The 21,012-nt window shown below is 61.6% G+C and carries 14 protein-coding genes; 8 read left to right on the forward strand and 6 right to left on the reverse strand.

The genetic code is table 11. The features are described from left to right. Positions 1-29: 29 nt before the first annotated feature. Genes AC1DGI_RS03595 through AC1DGI_RS03605 form a run of 3 tightly spaced genes read right to left on the reverse strand, consistent with a single transcriptional unit; the run spans position 30 to position 3,957 of the window. Positions 30-1,550 carry an APC family permease gene (locus AC1DGI_RS03595; RefSeq protein WP_476897799.1) on the reverse strand — a complete coding sequence of 507 codons (1,521 nt, stop codon included), beginning with the start codon at positions 1,548-1,550 and terminating at the stop codon, positions 30-32. Next, entirely contained in the window at positions 1,547-2,473 is a 927-nt protein-coding gene (locus AC1DGI_RS03600) for a universal stress protein (RefSeq protein ID WP_476897800.1), read from the reverse strand. Before AC1DGI_RS03600 ends, AC1DGI_RS03595 begins: the two co-directional genes overlap by 4 nt. Positions 2,474-2,523: 50 nt before the next feature. Next, entirely contained in the window at positions 2,524-3,957 is a 1,434-nt protein-coding gene (locus AC1DGI_RS03605; RefSeq protein WP_476897801.1) for a flavin monoamine oxidase family protein, read from the reverse strand. A 158-nt stretch (positions 3,958-4,115) separates the two neighbouring features. Here AC1DGI_RS03605 and AC1DGI_RS03610 point away from each other — a divergent pair, with 158 nt between their 5' ends. Both AC1DGI_RS03610 and AC1DGI_RS03615 read left to right on the forward strand, forming a co-directional pair. Next, complete coding sequence (locus tag AC1DGI_RS03610) at positions 4,116-4,805, forward strand: TetR/AcrR family transcriptional regulator (RefSeq protein WP_441399608.1); 690 nt, start codon at positions 4,116-4,118, stop codon at positions 4,803-4,805. A 176-nt stretch (positions 4,806-4,981) separates the two neighbouring features. Continuing rightward, complete coding sequence (locus tag AC1DGI_RS03615; RefSeq protein ID WP_476897802.1) at positions 4,982-5,551, forward strand: DoxX family membrane protein; 570 nt, start codon at positions 4,982-4,984, stop codon at positions 5,549-5,551. 74 nt (positions 5,552-5,625) lie between these two features. Here AC1DGI_RS03615 and AC1DGI_RS03620 read toward each other — a convergent pair whose 3' ends face one another. Then, entirely contained in the window at positions 5,626-7,278 is a 1,653-nt protein-coding gene (locus AC1DGI_RS03620) for a cellulase family glycosylhydrolase (RefSeq protein WP_476897803.1), read from the reverse strand. Between the two features lie 550 nt (positions 7,279-7,828). Then, on the reverse strand, positions 7,829-9,793 hold the full coding sequence (locus AC1DGI_RS03625; RefSeq protein WP_476897804.1) for an SIR2 family protein: 1,965 nt from the start codon (positions 9,791-9,793) through the stop codon (positions 7,829-7,831). 180 nt (positions 9,794-9,973) lie between these two features. Between AC1DGI_RS03625 and AC1DGI_RS03630 the strand changes: the two genes are divergently transcribed. From AC1DGI_RS03630 to AC1DGI_RS03655, 6 genes are all read left to right on the forward strand, one after another. Further along, entirely contained in the window at positions 9,974-10,684 is a 711-nt protein-coding gene (locus AC1DGI_RS03630) for a restriction endonuclease (protein WP_476897805.1), read from the forward strand. A gap of 315 nt (positions 10,685-10,999) precedes the next feature. After that, positions 11,000-11,962, forward strand: a complete 963-nt coding sequence (locus AC1DGI_RS03635) for an HNH endonuclease (RefSeq protein ID WP_476897806.1) — start codon at positions 11,000-11,002, stop codon at positions 11,960-11,962. A gap of 169 nt (positions 11,963-12,131) precedes the next feature. Further along, positions 12,132-14,873 carry a Z1 domain-containing protein gene (locus tag AC1DGI_RS03640; RefSeq protein WP_476897807.1) on the forward strand — a complete coding sequence of 914 codons (2,742 nt, stop codon included), beginning with the start codon at positions 12,132-12,134 and terminating at the stop codon, positions 14,871-14,873. Next, positions 14,870-15,877, forward strand: a complete 1,008-nt coding sequence (locus tag AC1DGI_RS03645; RefSeq protein ID WP_476897808.1) for a PD-(D/E)XK motif protein — start codon at positions 14,870-14,872, stop codon at positions 15,875-15,877. Before AC1DGI_RS03640 ends, AC1DGI_RS03645 begins: the two co-directional genes overlap by 4 nt. After that, positions 15,874-17,724 (forward strand): hypothetical protein, encoded by a 1,851-nt coding sequence (locus AC1DGI_RS03650; RefSeq protein WP_476897809.1) that lies wholly within the window; start codon positions 15,874-15,876, stop codon positions 17,722-17,724. The genes AC1DGI_RS03645 and AC1DGI_RS03650 overlap by 4 nt, the downstream gene beginning before the upstream one ends. Positions 17,725-18,607: 883 nt before the next feature. Then, a complete protein-coding gene (locus AC1DGI_RS03655; RefSeq protein ID WP_476897810.1) occupies positions 18,608-19,378 on the forward strand; it encodes a DUF6339 family protein in 771 nt (256 codons plus the stop codon). Here AC1DGI_RS03655 and AC1DGI_RS03660 read toward each other — a convergent pair. Continuing rightward, on the reverse strand, positions 19,350-20,843 hold the full coding sequence (locus tag AC1DGI_RS03660; protein ID WP_476897811.1) for a DNA cytosine methyltransferase: 1,494 nt from the start codon (positions 20,841-20,843) through the stop codon (positions 19,350-19,352). The genes AC1DGI_RS03655 and AC1DGI_RS03660 overlap by 29 nt on opposite strands. Positions 20,844-21,012: the final 169 nt, after the last annotated feature.

Raw genomic sequence — 21,012 nt, forward strand, 5'->3', positions numbered from 1 at the left:
GAGGACCTTCGATGGCCGGCCGGCGGGACTCAGTTTCCGCGGGTCAGGACTTGGCCTTTGAAGAATTCCGGACGGAGTTTCGCCATGACCAACATGACCACCACGCCCAGCAGGATCACGCCCATCCCCAGGATGAACACGAGGCCCAGGCCGCCGACGGATGACCCGGAGCCGTACGCCGGGTCCATCGAGTCGTAGGCGGTCTTGACGAACATCACCAGCAGGATCACGCCGCCCAGCAGCGGTGCGAGGAACTTGAAGAAGAAGGAGTGCGCCCCGCTGAAGGCCTGGGCGCGGAAGAACCAGACGCAGGCCAGAGCGGTGATGCCGTAGTAGAAGCAGATCATCATGCCGAGCGCCGTGATGGTGTCCCACAGGGCATTTTCGGACAGGGTGCGGGTCACGACGTAGAAGACGGCGGCGGCCACCGCCGAGGCAATGGTGGCGTAGCTCGGGGACTTGTAGCTGGGGCTGATGTTGCCGAACTTGTGCGGCAGCGCCTTGTAGTGGCCCATGGACAGGAGGGTCCGCGCCGGGGACACGAAGGTGGACTGCAGCGACGCCGCCGAGCTGCTCAGGATGGCCAGCGACATCAGGATCGCGAACGGGCCCATCACCGGTCCGGCGAGGACCGCGAAGATGCTGCCCTGGTTTTCGGGGTTCCCGGCACCGAGGCCTTCCGTGCCGACGCCGGCGAAGGCCAGGGTGGCCAGTGCGACCGTCATGTAGATGACCACGATCACCAGCACGGTCACGGTGGCCGCGCGGCCCGGGGTTTTCTCCGGGTTCTTGGTTTCCTCATTCATGGTCAGGGTGACGTCCCAGCCCCAGTAGATGAAGATGGACAGCGAGACGCCGGCGGCGAAAGCGGAGAAGGACCCCACAGCGAACGGGTTGAACCAGTCAGGGGCGATGGCGGTGGCGTCAAACGCGGTCCCGTTCGCGACGTGGCTGAACGCGGCGACGGCGAACCAGCCCAGGACCAGCAACTGGAAGGCGACCAGAACGTACTGGACGGTCTTGGTGGTCTCCATCCCGCGGTAGGAAACCCAGCACGCCAGGGCGATGAAAACCAGCGTAGTGGCGATATTCAACGGCAGGTTGCTGGATAGGTCTCCCAGCTCCGGATTACCGAACACTTGGGCCAGCATGAGGTAGAAGAAGTCGACGGCGACGGCCGCCAGGTTGGACAGCACGATGATGGTCGCCGCTACCAGCCCCCAGCCGCCCATCCAGCCGATCCACGGGCCGAACGCCCGCGACGCCCAGGTGAAGGAGGTGCCGGCATCGGGCATGGCGTTGTTCAGCTCGCGGTACCCGAACGCCACCAGCAGCATGGGAATGAAGCCCACCAGGAAGATCGCCGGCAGATGCACGCCGACCTGGGAAACCGTCGGGCCCAGGGCGGCCGTCAGGGTGTAGGCCGGTGCGATGCAGGATACTCCGATGACGACGGCGCCGATCAGCCCCACCGACCCGGCTTTCAGTCCCTTCTCGCTCAGGCCGTGCTGCTCGGCGTGGGCCGTGGAGGTCGCTTGTTCGGTGCTCATGCTTGTGCCTCTCGGGAGGGTTCATTCGACGTTGAATGGTTGGGCTGTTTGAACTCGTAGTCGCTGGGGACCACGATCATCGGCACCGGCAGGGCCCGCAGGATGCGGTTTGCCGTGCTGCCCAGGAAGATGGAGCTGCTCCGGGCGAGGCGGCTCGATCCGATCAGCAGAACCTCGCCGTCTTCCCAGTCCAGCCGGTCCACCGCCTCCTCGACGCTGCCACCGTGCGCGACGACGACTTCGATCTTGTCGGCCAGCTGGGCGGCGGCCGGGTCCCCTGACGGGTCGCCCGGCAGGGCCGCCGTGACCCGTTGCGCGGCGTAGTCGCGGGCGGCGTCGGCCGCGGCCGCCGAGTCGCCGCCGTCAAGGGTCAGCAGCGAGACTACCCGCATCGGCACTTCCCGGTGCTTGGCCATTGAGACGGCGACCTGGAGCAGCTCTTCCGCGCCCGGGCGGTCCCCGAGGCCGCAGCTGAGCCTGGTCAAGGCCTCGCGGCGATGGTAGCCGTGCGGGGCCAGCGCCACCGGGACGGTCGCCGCGTGCAGCAGGGCGCCGGCCACCGAGCCCACCGTGAAGCGCTTGAACAGCCCGCTGCTGGTGGCACCGATGATGAGCATGTCCGCCTGAAACTCATCGCAGGCATCGATCAGGGTCTGCGCGTCGGATTCACCGCTGCGGATGTGGGCTTTAGCCGGGACATCCGCCGGCACCAGCGCCAGCGCTTCATCGAGCCACTCCGACGCCTGCCGGTGGAGATAGCTGTCATAGCCGGCCGCGGGTGCATGGGCCGCGTTGAACACCCCGGCGTCCGGGATGGCCATCACCAGGTCCAGGGCCGCTCCCCGGCCGCGGGCCAGCGAGACGGCCAGGTTGAGGGCATCACGGCCCCTCGCATTGGCGGTATACCCCACTACGTAACGCATCTGGCCGACCTCTCTGGTTGGTTAGGGATTGCTGGTCAGGGGAAGCAGTACTAGACAGCCGGGGTGCGGTCGGCGGCCGCGACAATCCGGGCCGCGGTCCGGCGCCCCATCCGTACGGCGCCGTCCACATGCTGGTAGCCCTCGGCTGCGAGGTCGGAGCACGCCCAGTGGATCGGCCCCACGGGGGCGAGTTGGTCCTTGCCGTAGCGGTGCAGGCCGCCGAGGTCGTAGCTGGCGGCATAGGCGCCGCGGGTCCATTCCTCGGAGCCCCAGTCGGACTCGTAGTAGACCTCCGGTTCGAGGGCCTCCTCGCCCAGGAAATCGGCGATGGACGCCAGGATGGCCTGGCGGCGCTCCCCGGCGCTGAGCTCGAACATGGCGTCGGCCTTTTCGTCCGAGACGAAGCCCACGAGGGTGCCGCGGGGATCCGCGTGGTTGGTGTTGTCGTAGACCTCCTGGACCAGCGCGTCAGCGCCGAAGCAGGTTCCGGACAGGCCGTCTTCGCGCCAGAACGGCGTGCTGTAGACGGCATGCACCTTGATGACCAGGCCGAGCGACTGATGCTGGTGCATCTGGTGCTGGCGGCGCGGCAGCGGTGGGTTAAAGGAGACCCTGGAATAGAGGTTCGGGGGCACGGCCATGATCAGGAAACGCGCGTTCACGGTGGCACGGTCCGACACCACCGTCACCCGCTGTCCGGCGACGTCACCGCCGGCGTTTTCGCCGGTGTTTTCGGCGGTGGTTCCGCCGCCGGCGTCGCCTTCCCAGTTGATCGTGCGCACCGGGCTGGAGAGCACGACGTCGTCCCCCAGTTCCGCCGCCTGCAGCAGCGAGACCTGCTGCATGCCCCCGACGACGCGCTTGTCCAAGATGAAATCCTCATCGGTGAGGTGGGTGAAGGAACCGGCCGATGCCGCCATCAGGACGGCCTGCAGGGCGGAAAAGGCGTGCGCGGGCTTGGTCAGCATGCCGCCGGCAATGAACAGGCCGATGTTGTTGCAGGCTTCCTCGTCGGCGGAATGTTCACGCAGCCAGTGGTGGAAGGAGATCGTATCCAGTTCGCGGGCCTTCGGGTGCGCCCACGGTTCGGTAGCGCCGATTTCCGCCGCGAGCGAGTCCAGCAGCGCCGTCAGCTTATCCATTTCGGCGGCGGTGGCCTCACTGACCGGGAAGGAGTCGCCGGAGTACAGGGTGCGCCTGCCGTCGGCACCGATGTAGACGGACTGTCCCTTGCGGTAGCGGCTGTAGGTCTGGAGGCCGAGCTCATCGAGGAGCTCGAGCAGCGCCGTCTGGTCCGGCGAGACCCACTGGCCGCCGATCTCGAGCAGGGCGCCGTCGATCGTGTCCGTCCAGGTCCGGCCGCCCACGCGGTCACGCGCCTCCAGCACGGCCACGCTCAGCCCCGCTTTCCGGAGTTCCCGGGCTGCGGTGAGGCCTGCGGGCCCGGCTCCGACAATGACGACGTCGCGGTCAAGTTCCAGCATGATGTCCTTTCCGTGGCCGCCGCAGTGATGCGTACCACTAAATGAATGCCATTCATTTGTGACGACTATAGCGGTAACGTTGAATGGAGGGAAGACCCGCAGGAAAACTTTGCCCGCGGTGGAATAATCCTTGGGACAGCCCAGTAGAAAGGCCCGGAATGCCGGCAGCCACCAGCGCCACCGCGGATCCGCACCGCCCCGACGCCAAGCCGCGCCGGCGTGCGGGCCGGCCCCCCTCGGCCGTCCTCGACCAGGACGGCATCACCGCCGCCGCCCTGCAGTTGGTGCGTAAGAGCGGCTACGACGCGTTCACCATGGCAGCCTTGGCCCGTGCCCTGAATGTGGCGCCGTCGGCCCTGTACAACCACGTATCGTCCAAGCGGGAGGTGCTGGTCCTCATCCAGGACCACCTGACCTCGTTGGTGGACGTGTCCGCCTTCGGGACCGCGCCCTGGGAGCAGGCCGTGCGGGACTGGGCCTGGAGCTACCGGGCCGTGTTCGCGCGGCACACTCCGCTGATCCCTGTCATTGCCGTGCTCCCGGTGGCGGATGCGCCGAAGACCCTCGCCATGTACGAGGCCGTCAGCACGGGGTTGCGCCGGGCGGGCTTCCCGCAGGAACGCATCGTTGCAGCCATCGTGGCCCTCGAGTCTTTTATCTTCGGCTCCGCTTACGACGTGAACGCCCCGGCGGACATCTTTGCTTCCGGCAGCATGGCGGCGTCGACGCCGAACTTCTCCGCCGCCGTCGACAGTCTTGGCGAGCAGGGCTACGCACACCAGGCGGATGTGGCCTTCAGCCTCGGCCTCGAGGCGCTCATTGCGGGATTCGGGGCGCTCCGGACGTAGGGCTCCGAGGCCAAAGATATTACGGGAACTGCCGAAGAGGTACGCCTGGACCCTGACCTCGGAGCGGCAAAGTGACACCGACTCCCCCGTGATCCGGTCGTGTCACCGACGTAGAATCGTGGTGGACAGAGAGCGCCAGCCAGCGCCTCGGCACAGCCAACCCCAGGAGGTCTCTCATGAGCCAGGCAAAGACCAGCGCGGAGGCTGCTGCTGCCGCACAAACCCTCTTCCGGGTTGCCCTCGGCGGCGTGCTCATCGCCCACGGATCCCAAAAACTCTTCGGATGGTTCGGCGGAGGAGGCATCGAAGGTACCAGCAAGGGCATGCACGCGATGGGCTTCCGGCCCGCCACGCCCAGTGCCGTGCTCGCCGGCGCCGGCGAAGCAGGGGCTGGTCTCGCTCTCGCCCTCGGATTGGCAACCCCGGCCGCGGGCGCGGTCGCCGCAACCACCATGGGCGTCGCAGCCGGCCTCCACGCCCACAACGGCTTCTTCGCAACGGAGGGTGGTTTTGAGTACCCCGCCGTGCTGGGCTTGGCGGCAGCCTCGTTCACCATTGGCGGTCCGGGACTTTACTCCCTGGACGCGCTCACCGGCCATGTCCTGGACCGGCCCTGGATGCGGGCAGTCTCGTTCGCCGCGATCCCTGCGGTGATGGCGGCCCAGCTCTATCGCCGGCGTAAGGCCTTGGCCGAGGACGCGGATGCGGATGCGGCGGTTACCGGCGCCGCGGGGGACCAACACTGAACCGTTCCGGCTGGTCCGTGACGGCGGGTCAGTGCCTACCGGGCCCGCCGTTCGTTGAGTGACCCACCCGCGCGCTACTTGGTGGCCAGCACCGGGATCGCGGGCGCCTTCAGCGAGTTGACCTGCAGGCCGACGGTGGCCTTCTGCCCGGCTGTGAGCTTGGTGGTCCAGTCCGATCCGGTGCAGGTAACCGAGGTCTTCGGAACTGCGGTGCACTTGACGCCCCAGGAGTTGGCGATCGAGGTGACGTTCGGGTCGCTCCACGTGACGGACCAGGACGGCACCGCACGCAGCGCGGTGACGTCGATGTTGGCGACGTAGCCGCCGGTCCAGGAACTGGTGAGCCGCCAAATGGCGCTGATCGCGGGGTCGCCGGCGTGGGTGGGAGTGGCCGTCGGGCTGGCCGTCGGCGTGACGGTGGGAGTGGCCGTCGGGCTGGCCGTCGGCGTGACGGTGGGAGTCGGCGTCGGGCTGACGGTCGGCGTCGGAACGGGGACGGTTACAACCGGGGCGGCCGTGAGGATCGGGGCGAGGGCATCGAGCTTGGCCCGCTCCGGTGTCCGCCAGTCAGCCTGGACGAGGCCCCCGGTGATGCCTGAGTTTGGATTGAAGGCCCAGTAGGCGTAGGATATGCCGTTCGTCTTCAGGTAGCCCACGATCGACTTCATCCAGGCCTTGTCCGAGTCGGTGGCCAGCGCGGAGCCGAATTCGCCGAGCAGGACCGGGGCGATTCCCTGTTTCTGCAGGTACCCCCAGTTCCGGTCCCAGACGGCCGGCAGGTTGGCGGGGTACGCGGGGTCGCTGAACCACTTTTGCGCGAACAGAGACGCCGGGTAGTCGTGCGGGGAGTAGACCACCCGGTTCGCGGTGTTCAGGACCACCGGGTTCGCGCCGACGTCGGCGAGTCCGCCGCCCCACCAGGTGCCGCCGGCGATGGCCTGGTTCTCGATCCCCTCAATGATGATCAACAGGTTCGGGTTGGAAGCCAGGACGGCGTTGCCGCCGCGGGTGGACGCAGCCTGCCAGTCCGTCGCCGCCTTGCCGCCCCAGGTCGCGGCCCCGGCCGGTTCGTTGTGCAGATCGGCGCCGATCACCGTCGGGTCGTTCTTGTACCGATCGGCCAGCATCTTCCAGTCGGAGATCCACTTCGACTCCGGGACCGTCGTCGTGTACCAGAGCGGCGACTGTGCCGCCGAGGACGGGCGGTGCCGGTCCAGGATGATCTGGAGGCCGTTGGCCTTGGCCCGCGCGATCACCGTATCCATGACATCCAGCGGCGTCTTGCCCTGGAGGTTATAGGCGCGGTTGGCCCAGTAGTTCACATTTCCATTGATGGACGTCGCGGCCAGGCACTCGTTGGAGTACGGCAGCCGGACCGTGTTAAAGCCCATCGACTTGATGTTGGCCAGGGCCTCGTCGATGGTCAGGGTTCCCCACAGGCCGTGCGGGACGCAGTCCGGGGTCTCCAGCCCGAACCAGGAGGTGGCCTTGATCGTGTACGGGTTGTTGTTGGAGTCGCGGATGGTGCCGCCGTCGGTGTGCAGCCAACCGGTCGCGGCCGGCGTGGCGTCCACGACGCTTGAGGCGGTGAGGGCGGCGGCTGCGGGCGGGCCGGACCAGACGGAAACCGCCACGACGCCGGCCAGGGCGGTGGCGGCCAAAGCGGAGAGTATCGTGTTCCGACGCCGGCTGGCCGGCGTGGGCTCGATGGAGCGGTAAGTCTGCAAGGTTCCTCCAGGTCCGGGGCAGGCTCGCCCGCAATGGCTCAGGCGTAGGCACGCCGACGGACCTCAGAGTACAGAGCGCGGGCGGGCGGCAATGCGGCGACCCTCCGGAGACAAAAAAAGAACCCCGGGAAATCAATGATTCCCGGGGTTCTGATGCGTGCGCGAGGGGGGATTTGAACCCCCTTCGCGGCGTGTCGTTCTAGGCAAAAACCGCTAGATTTCAGGGTTTTTCGCCCTTTCTGCAACCCGAAAACACGTATTGCCACCCCGAGACCGCCCACGCCACCCACGCCACCCACGCCACCCACGCCACCGACGCCACCGACGCCACCGACGCCACCGACGCCACCGACGCCACCGAGAATGATTATTGGTCCGCGCGGCATTCGCCTCTAGAAGGGACTGACCAGTCCGGGCGCCCGAAAGTGAGTGGCAATTGGGACTTGGCGCGCCGCGTCCGGTGGCATGACTGTCACACGGCGCGACAGGCATGGAGATGCCACTTAGGACGACTCAGGGGCACGTCAAGTTCAAGGGGCGCAGGGTGATCTTACCGTTCTTGAGCTAATTCATGCGGGGTTTTGCCCGTATCAATCCATATCTGGTCTGGCACTGCACCGGATCGGCCAAACGTAAGGTTGTGTCCCACCTGACCAGCAGCAGCGCTCACAGCGCGGATCGCCATGGAAAGGTCGTTGGCGCTGCCCAGACTCTCCTGGACTAAAGGATGATTTTCGCGTTCGGCGTCCAGTTCTCTCACGAGACGCTCAGCTACGGGGCTATGCCATCGAAAATCGCCGCGGGCGTCTGTCACAAAGAGATGCGGCCTATGAAGATGGACGCTATTCGCAATCTGTCCGAGCACGCGACCCTGTCCACGGGCCGCCTCGGCGCGGGCGACTCGAACGTCGTCCAGTGGAGTTCCGGCCGCCCCAGCCTCGTCGTAGGCGTCCTTGGCCTCGCTCAGGGCATCATCTTGCCGCCTCAGGACCGGTACAAGTGAACGGAAGCTTGAGTCGACCGCGAGCAATTTCGCTGTCCGCAGGATTTCAAACTGCTGCCAGAAGTCATCGAGCGGCTCCGACCCAAGTGAGAGTGCCTCCAGCATGAGGGGACGTAGGAACTCGTAGTGGCGCTGAGGGACGCCCTCCAAGGCGCTATCGGCTTCAAGAACCTCGGCCAACGGTTCGTATTCGCCGCGGTATGGGGTTTGCCGCCGGAGATTGAGCAGTCGGTTCAGCAGCCGGTAGCGTCTGCCAGCCAGGGCCGCGATTCCGGCGGCGTAAAACAGCGCGGACCCGGCCACCATCGGCAACGTTATCAACCGTGTGATACCCGATGCGCGGACCTGACGGGAAAAACGTTCTATCTCATCAACCCACCACTCGTCCGTCTTCTCATCGCCCCAGTAGGCGAGGGCGGCGACCAGAGCGACCGGCACTTTACTGCCTTCTTCGACCCGCTGAACCATGGCTGCGTAACCGTCGGGCGCCTCCTGCCCGTAGTTCGACAAGTTGAGTTCAGGGAGGCTGCGGAGTCTTTCGAACTCAGCCGCCAACGTGTCGTGAAGCCCGATCGCCACCCAGCGGCCTGACAATTCCCTCTTGGCTGTGTCTACTGCCACTGGCACCGTGAGCGGATGGCGGGCACGCCGGGTGCTCAACGACGTTACTGCGTCTACCAATCGCCCGAAGGCTGTATCCGCGTCGGTGGGGACGAGATGTCCGTTCATTAGGGTACGGAACTCTTTTGCGGGCTCAGACTGGGGTCTCGGTTCGACCCAGGCCAGCGTGTAACGCGCGGGGTAGTGAGCCTTGATCGCGTCCATTAGGGCCGGATCGAAGGTTGCGGACCAGCCGGCGATGATGAGTCCGTAGTCCTTGAGAATTCGGTGCAACAGATCGAGCATCTCCGGATCGTATGCATCCAGCTCGAGCGTTGTGTTCCGCATGGAGCTGGGGTTCAGGTAGTCGCCGTGCAGGTGGACGATGCAGCAGTCAAGCGTGTGCAACGGTGCAAGTCCGTGGACGTCACCGGCAGACGCAACGATTGTCGGCTCGATCCCCTGCGCCCTGATGGCCTGCTCCAGGAGGCGGTCGAAGTTGAGCGTGACCAAGACACGTATGATGCGCTGTTTTACCAGACGGGCAATGGCCTTGTGAGCGAGGGTGGGCTTCTTGTCCTCGCTTCCAGATTCGGGATCGGCGGGCTCGAAATACTCCCGGAGCAGCCGCTGCCGTTCTAGCGGAGAGGGTGCAAGTTTCTCGAGAAGGCTCTCGTAGCGAGCAGGCTCCCCGTAACGGTCCAGGTACCACCGGGCGGGATCTGCTGGTTCCGGTTCGCCGGTCAAGAATGCGATTTTCGAGATCAGGTCGTTGACAACACCCCATGCCGTCAGGATGCCGCTTGGCGCCGAGACACCCGCCCCGACCAGAACGGCGTAGGCGCCCGGATTCGCCCTCATTGAGAAGGCCAAAGTCAGCAGTGCATCTTCCTGGGGTGTCGGACTCGTCATGGGTGTCAGCCTAGCGGCGGCATGATCACGCGAACGAAACCGCAAACCGCGGTTGTGTCCAGGGTGAGGCTGCGCTGGAACAGCGGGACAAAGACGTTCACTGGGCGGCGAGAACGCTTAGCTCAGCCAATAGAGCTGGTCCAAGCCTGTCCGCGTCCCGCGATGCCGCAGAATAGTGCAGTGACTGAGGAAACAGAATCCACGACCGACGACGAAAATGCCACCGAGGAAATAAGTCCCCCACTCTGGAGGGCCTACGAGCTCGACGTCGAGAAGCACGCCAAGAAACTCGATAGCAACGCAAAAGTGGAGCACGACGTGGAGCTCCTCGGACGGAGGAGCAATACGAACCGTCAGGTCGATGTGTTGGTGACGGGAACGGTGGCTGGCGAGAACTTCACTATTGCCATCGAGTGCAAGCGATACTCGAAGAAGATTGGCATCGGCAAAGTCGATGAGTTTGCAGGCAAACTTGAGGACTTGGGCGTTGACCGCGGGATCCTCTACTCATTCAACGGACTGTCAGCGCCGGCCCGCGCGCGAGCGGACGGGGCCGATCAGCCGAAAATTTCCCTAGGGGATCTGGGAGGACCCACGCTGGAGTTACCAAACTGGGACAAGTTGTTCCCCGGGGTTCGACTCCCAAGCTTTGGTGACTGCCCGAACGTGAATTGCATGAGCGGCGATGTTGTGTGGCGTGACTGGACGCAGCCGTCGGGCGAACCCATCAGAGCGGGCTCCTGCTCCGCTTGCGGGACTGATGCGATTACCTGCCCTACCTGCGGGGAGAAGACGGCCTTCGTCTGGCCGAAGCAGGATTGTGACGGCTGCGAGCGTACCTTTGAGCTGCATTACGACGGCGGGGAGATCGACGGCGTGTCCGCGCTATGACTCGGCGTCCGAAGTCTCCCCCGGGCGGCTCCCGGCCGGGTACGGTTTAGTGTCGCCTAGCTGACCTCGGGCAATTTCAACGACTGTCGCGCAGCAAGCGTACAGACTCGGCACAAGGTTCTGCCTTGGAAAGAACGCCCTGGCCCATCCGCTGCAGCCTCTGGCGCGATCACGCTTGCGCGCTCTCTTGGACACGAGGGTGTGACCGCATTGGGCCATCGACGCAATTGGGTGCTTGAACAGCAAACCTTTGAGGAGCTGGGGCGTCGATCGCCTGCTCGATGAGAACGGTAAACGCTTGTGCCAAGATTAGGCATGACTGCAATTGAGGCCGCGCCGCGCTCGGCATCGTGGCTCGTCCTAGCGGTGGGCGAAAACCGCGCCTTTGGAAGTAACGACGGTTATTCCGATGTTCCCGAGAGCCACTATAAATGGGACAGCACTGTCCCAAACCACGCGAAACTTGCCCCTGGGGACGCGATAGTACTGTGGGACAAAGTTGGGAGTATTGGCGTATCCGTCATCGAGTCCATCGACAAAGTGCGCACAACGAAGGCTGTCTACAGCTGCCCCGTCTGCGGCAAGGCACACATCAAGGCCCGTAAGACAAAGTCTCCTCGATACCGATGCTTCAAGTGCCTTGCTAATTTTGACGATCCAGTCGCAAAAAAGACCCAAGTACAGGAATACACGTCGCGACACGCGGTCGCCTACGTCGAACTCGAAGGGCTCCTAAACGGCGCCACACTTAGATCCCTGTGCGAAAGCCCCAAGTCACAGCTCAGTTTGCGCCCGCTTAGGTGGGAAGCGTTCAGGACAGCAGTGACGAAAGCAGGTGGCCCGGAGATCCTAACTATTGTTGACTCGACTAAGGAGATGGTCGCCGGCGGTCATGCGACCGCGACCGTACGCGTTCGGTTGGGTCAGGCGAGCTTTCGGCGATCGCTGATCGACGCAACGGGCCCTGTGTGCATCTTTACAGGAGACGCTCCCTTGGCCGTTCTCGAGGCCGGGCACCTTTACAGCTACGCGAAGGTTGGCGAGCACCACGCGCACGGCGGCTTTCTCATGAGGCGCGACCTACATCGGCTTTTCGATCTAGGTCTGCTCGCCATTCATCCAGAGTCACTCACGATCGACGTAAGCCCGGCGCTCACTGAATATCGGACGTACGGGGGCCTGGCGGGGAAGAAATTGGCCACCCCGGTAAAAGAGCCTCAGAGAAAGTGGCTCCTAGAGCACTGGTATGAGCACAGGGTGTACGCACGGCGCGATTGAGCCCCACCACGCTTCTTGTTCCGTTGAACGGCCTTCGTGACGCGGGGAGAGTCGTCCTCGGAGCCTCGTACGGACGTGGATCCTCCCGCCTAAGCGGTTTGTAGCAGCGCAAGTTGTACTATCAACGAGGCAAGGAGCCGAGGGGCTCGGATAACAAATGGGGTGCTACGTGACGCTGCCGTCAACCGAATCGCAGGAACACTCGACAGACGAGCATCGGGAGGCTGTCCACGATCTCGCCGACATGCTGGAGAGCTTGGTCAGAGGGGGCAAGAGCATAGCCGCCTCTTGTCAAGAGCTCTCAACCGGATTTTTCAAGGTCGAGTCTGGTCTCTTAAATTCCGCGCGCGCTGAATACGAACGACGACGGCACATCATTGAAGAGTGGGATGATGTCACAGACGGTAACGTTCTCGGAGACGACGAAGTGGGCGGCTGGTACGGGGGCCCCAGAGAAAACGATTTTTTTTGGCCGCCGCTGCGCAACCGGCTGACCAGCGAGATCAACGGGGCTATGGCCGACGTGGACAGGTCGTCGTCGCGCGTCGTTTCTCTCGGCTCGTATCCTGGGAAAGAGTCTATTGACACGCGAGGGTTGGTCCTTGGCTACGTCCAAAGCGGGAAGACTACGAACTTCATGTCCGTCATAGCCAAGGCAGCGGACGTAGGTTATCGCCTCATCATCGTCCTGTCGGGCGTCACTGACAACTTGCGCCAACAGACTCAGGAACGACTGTTTGAGTATGTGGTCGAGCCCTGCCAAACCAAGGTGCACCTTCTCACCACCCAAGAACGGGACTTTTCGGAAGTAACGCATTCGGAGGCCCTTTTGAGCCAGGACGAGTTGAGGCTTCTTGCGATCGTCAAGAAGAATCCGGCACGTCTTCGTCGACTCAACAAGTGGATCAAGAAAGCCTCTGCCACGACTCTCGCTAACTGCCCCATTCTCATCATCGACGATGAAGCTGACCAAGCATCAATTGACGTCGGGACGACTCGTCAGTCCACCATTAATAAGCTGATTCGAGAGTTGCTCTCGCATCCGAAGTCGGCGTACATCGCGTACACGGCGACACCGTTCGCCAACCTGCTAATAGATCCCTCGGATCCCTCCGATCTGTACCCACGCAACTTCATCGTTAGTCTTCCGCGCCCCGAAGAATATTTCGGCCCCGAACGTATCTTCGGGTCTCTCAATGCCGAAGAGGGAGTGAAGCCAGACGACGGGCTGGACATCGTCCGCGAAATCAGCGACGAAGACGCAAGGGTGGTCCGCCCCCCGTCCCAAAGAGGCGATCTAGGGTCTTGGACACCAGAAACTCCCTCCTCACTCCGAGATGCCATCCGATGGTTCTTACTGGCCACGACGGCCAGGCGACTCCGGGCCGAGGAGTGGAGGCACTCATCCATGCTGGTCCATACTTCTATGCGCGCTCAAGCGCACCTAGCAACACGTGAAGGCATCGAAGAAGAGTTGCGCACGCTGCGGGCGGCATACGCTTCAAATGACTCGGCGACGCTGTCTGCTCTCGCCCTTCTATGGACGAAGGAGACGACGCGCGTTGATGCGTCTGATTTTGGGAACGCGCCGGTGTCCCAAGAGGACGTTCTCACCGCGCTTGGTGAGACCCTCTCTGCCACCACGGTCGTGGTTGACAACTACTTGTCCGACAGCCGCCTCAAATACACTAAAGAGCGCCCCGAAACGGTAATCGTAGTGGGCGGCAACACTCTCTCGAGGGGTCTGACCCTAGAGGGCCTGATCTCCAGTTACTTCGTCAGAGCGGCGTCTGCCTACGACACGCTCTTGCAAATGGGCCGGTGGTTCGGTTACCGGAAGGGCTACGAGGATCTCGTTCGCATTTGGATGACAACTGAGCTACGCGAATGGTTCCTTGCCTTGGCCACGGTTGAAGCCGAGATTCGCGAGGAAATCGAGGTCTACTCCAAGGAGCAGAAAACGCCGCTCCAGTTGCCTGTCCGGATCCGTTCGCATCCGCAGATGGCCATTACATCCGCTTCGAAGATGCGGGGCGCGATCAGAGCGAAAGTTAGCTACTCCGGTACCAGAGTTCAAACAATCCTCTTCAAGGAGCAGGACAAGACTTGGCTAGATCTAAACATTGCGGCGGTTAGTAAGCTAGTCGCGGATGCAAAGACGCTTGGACATGACGAGCAAGAACTCCCGGTCAACCGAGGTTTTGAGGGTATACCCTCGACAATAATTCTCGACTTCCTAAGCAACTACAGCGTGCATCCCGATGCTAGGACCATCCGCACCGAAACCATCGGCAAGTACATCCAGGCTCAGAACGAAAAGGGCTTCTTGGAGTCTTGGAACGTCGTTTTCATTGAGAGGCACGACGCCGAGGAGTCTGACCTTCACCTGGGGTTGGACGCGCCCCTAAAGTTGCTTCGCCGCCGCAAGCTTGTCCCCAGCACGCCGGGAACGGCAAACTTGAAGGCGATTACCTCGACCTGGGACCGCTTCTCCGACCTTGACTACAACAAGAAGACCATTGCCTCGTCGCTTGGGCTAGACGCGGAGGACAAGGTCAAGGACTGGCAATTGCGTAATCTGCGCAGGACCCGCGGCTTGGACAAGGTGGGTTTGCTCGCCATCTACCCAATAAACAAAGAATCAGACGGCGCTTCAGCTTACGAGGCTACGCCGATAATTGAATTCACCGATGAAGGAAAGTCGAAAGCCGAGCGCGCACCTCTCCACGCGGCTCAGCATCTCGTAGGGATCAGCTTCATGTTCCCCGAAGCCCGCTACCTTTCGGACACAGTTGATTACTACTCGGCCAACATTGATGCCGACTACCTCGAAGACGCAGAAGCGGAAGCCGCCGCGGCCGACGAACAGGACGAAAAGCAGGCGGCACAAGAGGAGGCGTCTGCAACGTGACGAAGGAGTTAGAGGCCGAAGAATCCTCTGGGTCAATCTTTGGCTACCTACAGGGCCAGGTCCCCGCCATAAACAAGCTCACCATCCGCAATACCGAGATCGATACACCCCACGGTTCGCCGGTGCACGCGATCGACGCAAACGGGTCTGCCACGCTCCTCGTCCCTGTCGGAGGAGGCAGTAAGAACGCTCTCGATTGGCAAAACAAGGCTATTACGATCGGTTACCGCGTACTGAAGATCTCCGGGAATGAAGAGACCTTTCTTGCGCTGCAATGCATATCGCCAAGACTTCTGCCGCAGTTCAGCATGATGGTCGACGACGTCCTAGAGTCAATCAGAAAACACCCGGAGGACGCCGACATTGCAACCCGTCAGACGGTTGAACGATGGAGGGAGATGCTCCGCGACCACAAGGCACCGTTGCTCAGCGCCTCCCAGTTGGCCGGGCTCTACGGCGAACTGACGTTCTTGGAGCAAGTCGCACGCGGATACGCCTCCAGCGCTCTCAGTGCTTGGACTGGACCGCAAGGAAACCGTCACGACTTCGAATTCCTCAACGCCTCAGTCGAAGTGAAGGCTACGACCAACCATAACAACATGGTGGTGTCCTTCCACGGTTCCCGCCAGCTGGAGAAAACTGAGCAGTCGCCGTTGTACGTTGTCGCCTACCAAATCGAGAGCACGCCTACTGGACAGCCAATATCGGCACTCCTGCACCGCCTGTACGACGCTGGAGTGAGCAGGCTGGACCTTCTAAGCCGCTTGCAGAGCGTGGGCTACTTCGAGGGGGACTCCGAGCACTACAGAGAGCATCGCTTCCAGGTTCTCTCAACAAAAATTTTCGAGGTGGAGGATGATTTTCCAAGGATCACGCATGAGACGCTCGTGGATCCGCTGATGCTAGACATGATCAGCGGACTGCAATACTCCGTTGACCTCGGTCACCTGACTGCAGTTGATCTTCAGTTTGGAGATCTCGTTCCTGTGGGTGTGCTTCCATGACGAGCGGATTCCAACTGTTTGCACATCGATGGGACCCGGCCGGCAGTGGGGATGCAAAATCCATTCAAAAGGCCATCGGAAGAACGAGCCTAGACTTGTGGAACATCCTGCTACGAGAGTCGCTTCAGAACAGCTGGGACGTTCGAGATGGGAACCGGATCAGCTTCCTTGTCGCTGAAACAGAGCTGACGACGGACCAAAGCAGCATCCTCGTGGACGACCTGTTCGGCGAGCTCCCACCGAAAGGTGCATGCCGCGCTCTACCGCATCAACTGAAGCAGGGCCGCTTACGGGTCCTATTTATCTGCGATACGCACACCAAGGGACTCGGAGGTCCTGTCAGGGCTGATGTCGCAACCCCTCGTGGCACTCGACGAGACTTTGTCGACTTCGTCCGCAATTTCGGACGTTCCGAAGAGAAGGGGCTGCAAGGTGGAACTTACGGTTACGGCAAGGGCATCCTCTACCGTGTCAGTAGTGTGGGTCTGTGTCTGGTCTACTCCCAAACAAGGATCGACGGTCAGATCGAGGCGAGGCTGATCGGATTGTCTGGAGGTGACCCCGAGTATGACCACGAGGGGCGCAAGTTCACGGGGCGCAACTGGTGGGGCATTCTCGCCTCCGACGGCCTTGCCGACCCGCTCACAGGCCCCCACGCTCGAGATGTGGCCATTTCAGTAGGAATGCCCGTTCCTTCCGAGGATGAGACCGGGACGTGCGTCATGATCATGGCCCCGCGGGAGGTTGATGATGAGAGTGACGAAGCGGCACCGGCGGCCCGGATGGAGGCCATACGAGATGCAGCCGTGAAATGGGCCTGGCCGCATGCCGTGGACGTGGACGAAGGTCCCAGCGTGAGCTTCTCCTTCAGCCTCGACGGAATTCCTCTGCCACCGATTGTGCCTCTTAGAGAACCGTCGATACGTCATTTTGCGCAGGCCTACATTGACTTTGAACGCAGTTTGCGGACTGGTCAAGACCCCGTGTCACCACAGACGAAGCTGAAACCAATCGCTTCGCAGAGGCCTCTTCAGAACTTGGGCACACTTGCCATGCGGCAGGCGATTCCCTCCCTTTCCGACGATGACGGGCTTGCCAATACTGTCGCTCTCCTCCGAAATCCCCGTATCGTCGTCAAGTACCTCAAAGTTGCCTCACCACCAGGCGAGTACTCCGTCTACTCGGTGTTCGTCGGTGACCCTTCCGTCGACGAGGACTATGCATCGTCGGAACCAGTGGCCCACGATGACTGGGTGGTCGATGATGCTGAAAAACGCGGGAGGCGCAATTTCGTTAGGACAGCGCTCAACCGCATTACGGCAACATTCCAAGAGATTCACAGCTCCCAGCAGCCGGCAGCGCAGGCGCACCCTGCCTCCGGAGCGGCGAAGATTTCCAGCGCTCTTGGCGGCCTCGTCGGCGGCATCAGCGGATACGGGGCCGGTTCGCAGCCCGAATCGCCGCCCCCTCCAGGTGGACCAGGGGGCGGTGGCGGGAGCCGGCGCGCAGCCGTACGTCTGGCTGGACCTCCAACACTTTTGGAGGTCAACGACCAGCCACACGTTAAGTTTCCCTACGAAGTCAGAGGCGGCAAGAGCGGCGATAAGGTTCAGCTTCGCGCGCGCGCGCAGGTTGTAATTGATGGAGGCGCAAGCGAGAAAGATGACGACGCTCCCTTTCTGGCTTCAAAGCCTGAGTTCGTCGCGTGGTCAGTTGGAGGCGTTCTGAGCCGAAATTCCGTATTGTCTGTTTCGCTGCCGACGGATGAGCGCTTCGAGGCTATATTCACCCAGCCGGAAGACACAGCCGTCAGGGCCACCGTGGATCTGGAGTCGACGACGAAATGAGGACAATCAGTGTGGGCCATCTGGTTCTCGAGGGTGACGCCCTCGAGAACCCAGTATGGCGCTTCTCCCTAAATGGACAACGGGTAGCGCCAGCCGATGGTGCACTTCCAGACTGGAACTACTTTGCCACTCTCGGCGTCTCGTGCACTATTGCCGTGGACTTGCCGAGCGTCTTCGCTAAGCTCCAACTCGGCCCCGATGCATTGCTCTCCTGGGTGGTCGTGGCCAGGTCGTCCTCATCGCCACTCATTTCCGCGAGCTCTCCGATTCCTGTGGTAAATGGCACTCAAGAAATCCAGGTCCAGGTCCCGGCCTCAGATCTAGGCGGTACCCTCGGGCTGGAGCTACAAATGAGCCTTCAAGGTCCGCCAGCGACACCGATGGGGCGTTTTGCTCCCTCCAAAGTTGGACACCGGGTCTTTAGCACAACAACCAAGATTGTCTTGGAAGGCGATGCGGACCAGCTGCCGATCCTTCCTGTGTCCTTCGGAGATCAAGGCATTAGGAACCCGTCGTCGGCGTTGTGGTGGCTTCGACTGCTTTCAAGGGACCTTCATGACTCGGCGAGCTCGAGTCTTTGGCTCTGGCTGAACACTGATAACCCACAGCTCCGGCCGTTGATTGAGCAATCAGAGTCCGAGGTAGCCGAGGTGTGGATGAGGTGGCTAAAGATCGATTTCGTGCGCCAACTGTTGAGAGAAGCGTTATCCAGTTCTGCACTAGACAGCTCGAAGGAGTACCCGGAGGGATCTTTGGGCGCTCTCTTTCTGGGTGTTGTTAGATTGCTGGGGTCCTCGCTAGACGAGGTTAAGAGCAGGTATAACGAAGATCCTGGCAGGGTGGAAGCCGAGCTGCAGGCCTTAGTGAACCGGGATCTCAATCGATGAACGCCGGAAAATGCTATCCCCGCTTGGCGACGCCCCAAGCAGCGGACGTTTGGGAGACGGTGCGTACCCGCTCGCTCGAGGAGCTGGCCGCGCTTGCATCAGCAGCAACCACAGCCGGCGCTGACTTCTATCCCATAGCAACGGCTCGATGCACAGATAGTGATTTGCAAAGCCTTAGAAGCGCCGTACTGGCCGAAGCGCGAAAGCACGGATTCCCCAGCGTGGAGCAGTCAAGGCACAAGACGGCATTTGACCAAGCAGTCGCCAAAATCCTGTACCAAGAAATGAACATTTTGGCTGCCGACGCGGCAAGCCGTGACGTATGGAACTTCATCAACCTGCGCCTCCTGCCGGACGTCATGATCTGGAGATATGGAAGCCGAAATCGAGACAGCGGACGCTGGGTGGTGTCTGAAGAGCGGCTATATCAGTTCAACCGAACGACCTTTGGCCGTCTGTGGTGGCGGGCACGGCTCCTGGGCCCTGATCTTGCTGGTCAACTTGGTGAGGATGAATCAGTTCAAATCGTCGAGCGAACCCGAGTCGGTGGCTATGCTCCATTGGCGACAGCGATCGCGCAAAGACACCTCTCATCGGATTCCGAGGGAAGCCGCATGGAACTCTTGCGCGATGCGATGAAGCGGATCGTTCGGCGCCTTGCCGTTGTCAGCGTTTTCTTTCTAACGGACCAACAGATCTCGGCATTGGTTGACGATGTCTTCGTCGAGAGTGAAGGTGCTAGAAAGCGGTTGGCCGAACAAAAATAGCCGCAATTCTTTCACCAATCTGCTTGGCCAGAAGCGGCGGCACGGCGTTTCCAACCTGGGTGAACTGTTGGGTTCGGTTTCCCAAGAATATGTAATCGTCCGGGAAAGTCTGGAGCCGTGCCGCCTCTCGCACCGTGAAGCTGCGCATCTGGGCAGGGTCTGGATGGATGTAGTAATGCCCGTCCTTCGCTATGTGAGAAACGATAGTCGTTGCGGGACGGTCCCCGGCCTGCACCCGAAATCGGTCCTCAAAAGGAACTACATCAGCATCGATGTTGTTGTGCTTCGGCCATAGGCTTCGCGGAAGGTCCCGGACTTTGGGGCTAACGCCCGTCTGGTTGCTCATGAGGCTGAGAACGCCGTAACGAAGCAAATCTTCTACCATGTGCCCGCGAGCCTCATGGTTCCAAGTCGGAAGTCCTTGGCAGGCCGCGGGACGGATAAACTCGTGCAAGCGACTACTGCTGGCAGAATCTGTCTGGCCGAGGAGCGCAGGCGGCGCCGTGGACATGACCGGCAGGTCGCGACGACCCTTCAAATCCATCTTTAGATCGGGTACATATCGGGTCACCGAATCACGCACCTCGTACCAGAGTCCCGAATCATCAGCTGATCTGGAAATCTTAGAGCGAAGGGCCGGAAGGGAACGGATTGCATCCAAGACGCTGACAGGCTCAGCGACCTCGAGTGGGGGCGGTGCATCCAATCCACTGCCACGACGGACACCAACGATAATCACTCGATGACGTCTTTGGGGCACTCCGTATTGCTCTGCCTTAATCAGGAAGTCCGCGGCGTCGAGATGCCCTTCCCGCCGCCGAACCACCATCGAAAACAACTCGTATCCAAGGTCTTCAGCCGGCGTTTCGAGGTCTTGTCGGATTAGATCGATCATTCGTTGTCCTCGGTTTACCGAGGACAGTAGTCCTTTTACATTTTCCATCACGAAGACGGTCGGCCGGTGCTCCCTGATGATGTGCAGATACTCCCGGTATAGGAAGTGCTTATGATCGTCTTCGAACGCGGCGTCGTGCTTCCGCCGGGAACGGCCAGCGAGTGAATAGGCCTGGCAGGGAGGCCCTCCGATCAGCACCCACTGGTCCACGTTGGGTCCCAAGGCTCCCCTGATTATCGCGTCCGATTCACTTCTGCTCGACTCCGACAATTCGAACTGGTGGACTTCTTCCACGGCCTCTTTGTACGCAACTTGGAAGTCAGGATCTTGATGAAGGGACGCTAGAGAAAGCTTTTTGTGGAAAAAGTCCTGCAGGACTCCGTTTTCACCCATTCCACCCGCACGCATGGCACGGATGGCTGCTCTAAGTCGTAGCGTTTCGACTGCAGATTTTTCCATTTCAATCGAGGCCACCGTCTTGAAGACAGCGGCTCCCGACGCATCTCGAACGCTGGAAAAACCCTCGTTTAGGCCCCCGGGGCCCGCAAATACATCGATAACCGGTATCACCGGGCAACTCCTTCAGCTACTGTCGACTTCCAGGCTACCAGGTTGTCGACCCCCAGGTTACCAGGTTTCCGTTCCACACTAGCGACAGCCTCTGACAATGGAACCCGAACATCCGTGAACGAAGTTGTGAGTCCACCCCCTCGGACGCTTCAGGGTCGTCCACTAAGAC

It is taken from the genome of Arthrobacter sp. 05N428_2, from assembly GCF_056397065.1.

Excerpts from the sequence above, each read along its gene's own strand:
- AC1DGI_RS03625 (WP_476897804.1), bottom strand. The coding sequence starts at position 9,793 with ATGACGAGTCCGACACCCCAGGAAGATGCACTGCTGACTTTGGCCTTC.
- AC1DGI_RS03635 (WP_476897806.1), top strand. The coding sequence starts at position 11,000 with ATGACTGCAATTGAGGCCGCGCCGCGCTCGGCATCGTGGCTCGTCCTA.
- AC1DGI_RS03610 (WP_441399608.1), top strand. The coding sequence starts at position 4,116 with ATGCCGGCAGCCACCAGCGCCACCGCGGATCCGCACCGCCCCGACGCC.
- AC1DGI_RS03605 (WP_476897801.1), bottom strand. The coding sequence starts at position 3,957 with ATGCTGGAACTTGACCGCGACGTCGTCATTGTCGGAGCCGGGCCCGCA.
- AC1DGI_RS03615 (WP_476897802.1), top strand. The coding sequence starts at position 4,982 with ATGAGCCAGGCAAAGACCAGCGCGGAGGCTGCTGCTGCCGCACAAACC.
- AC1DGI_RS03650 (WP_476897809.1), top strand. The coding sequence starts at position 15,874 with ATGACGAGCGGATTCCAACTGTTTGCACATCGATGGGACCCGGCCGGC.
- AC1DGI_RS03600 (WP_476897800.1), bottom strand. The coding sequence starts at position 2,473 with ATGCGTTACGTAGTGGGGTATACCGCCAATGCGAGGGGCCGTGATGCC.
- AC1DGI_RS03655 (WP_476897810.1), top strand. The coding sequence starts at position 18,608 with ATGAACGCCGGAAAATGCTATCCCCGCTTGGCGACGCCCCAAGCAGCG.
- AC1DGI_RS03595 (WP_476897799.1), bottom strand. The coding sequence starts at position 1,550 with ATGAGCACCGAACAAGCGACCTCCACGGCCCACGCCGAGCAGCACGGC.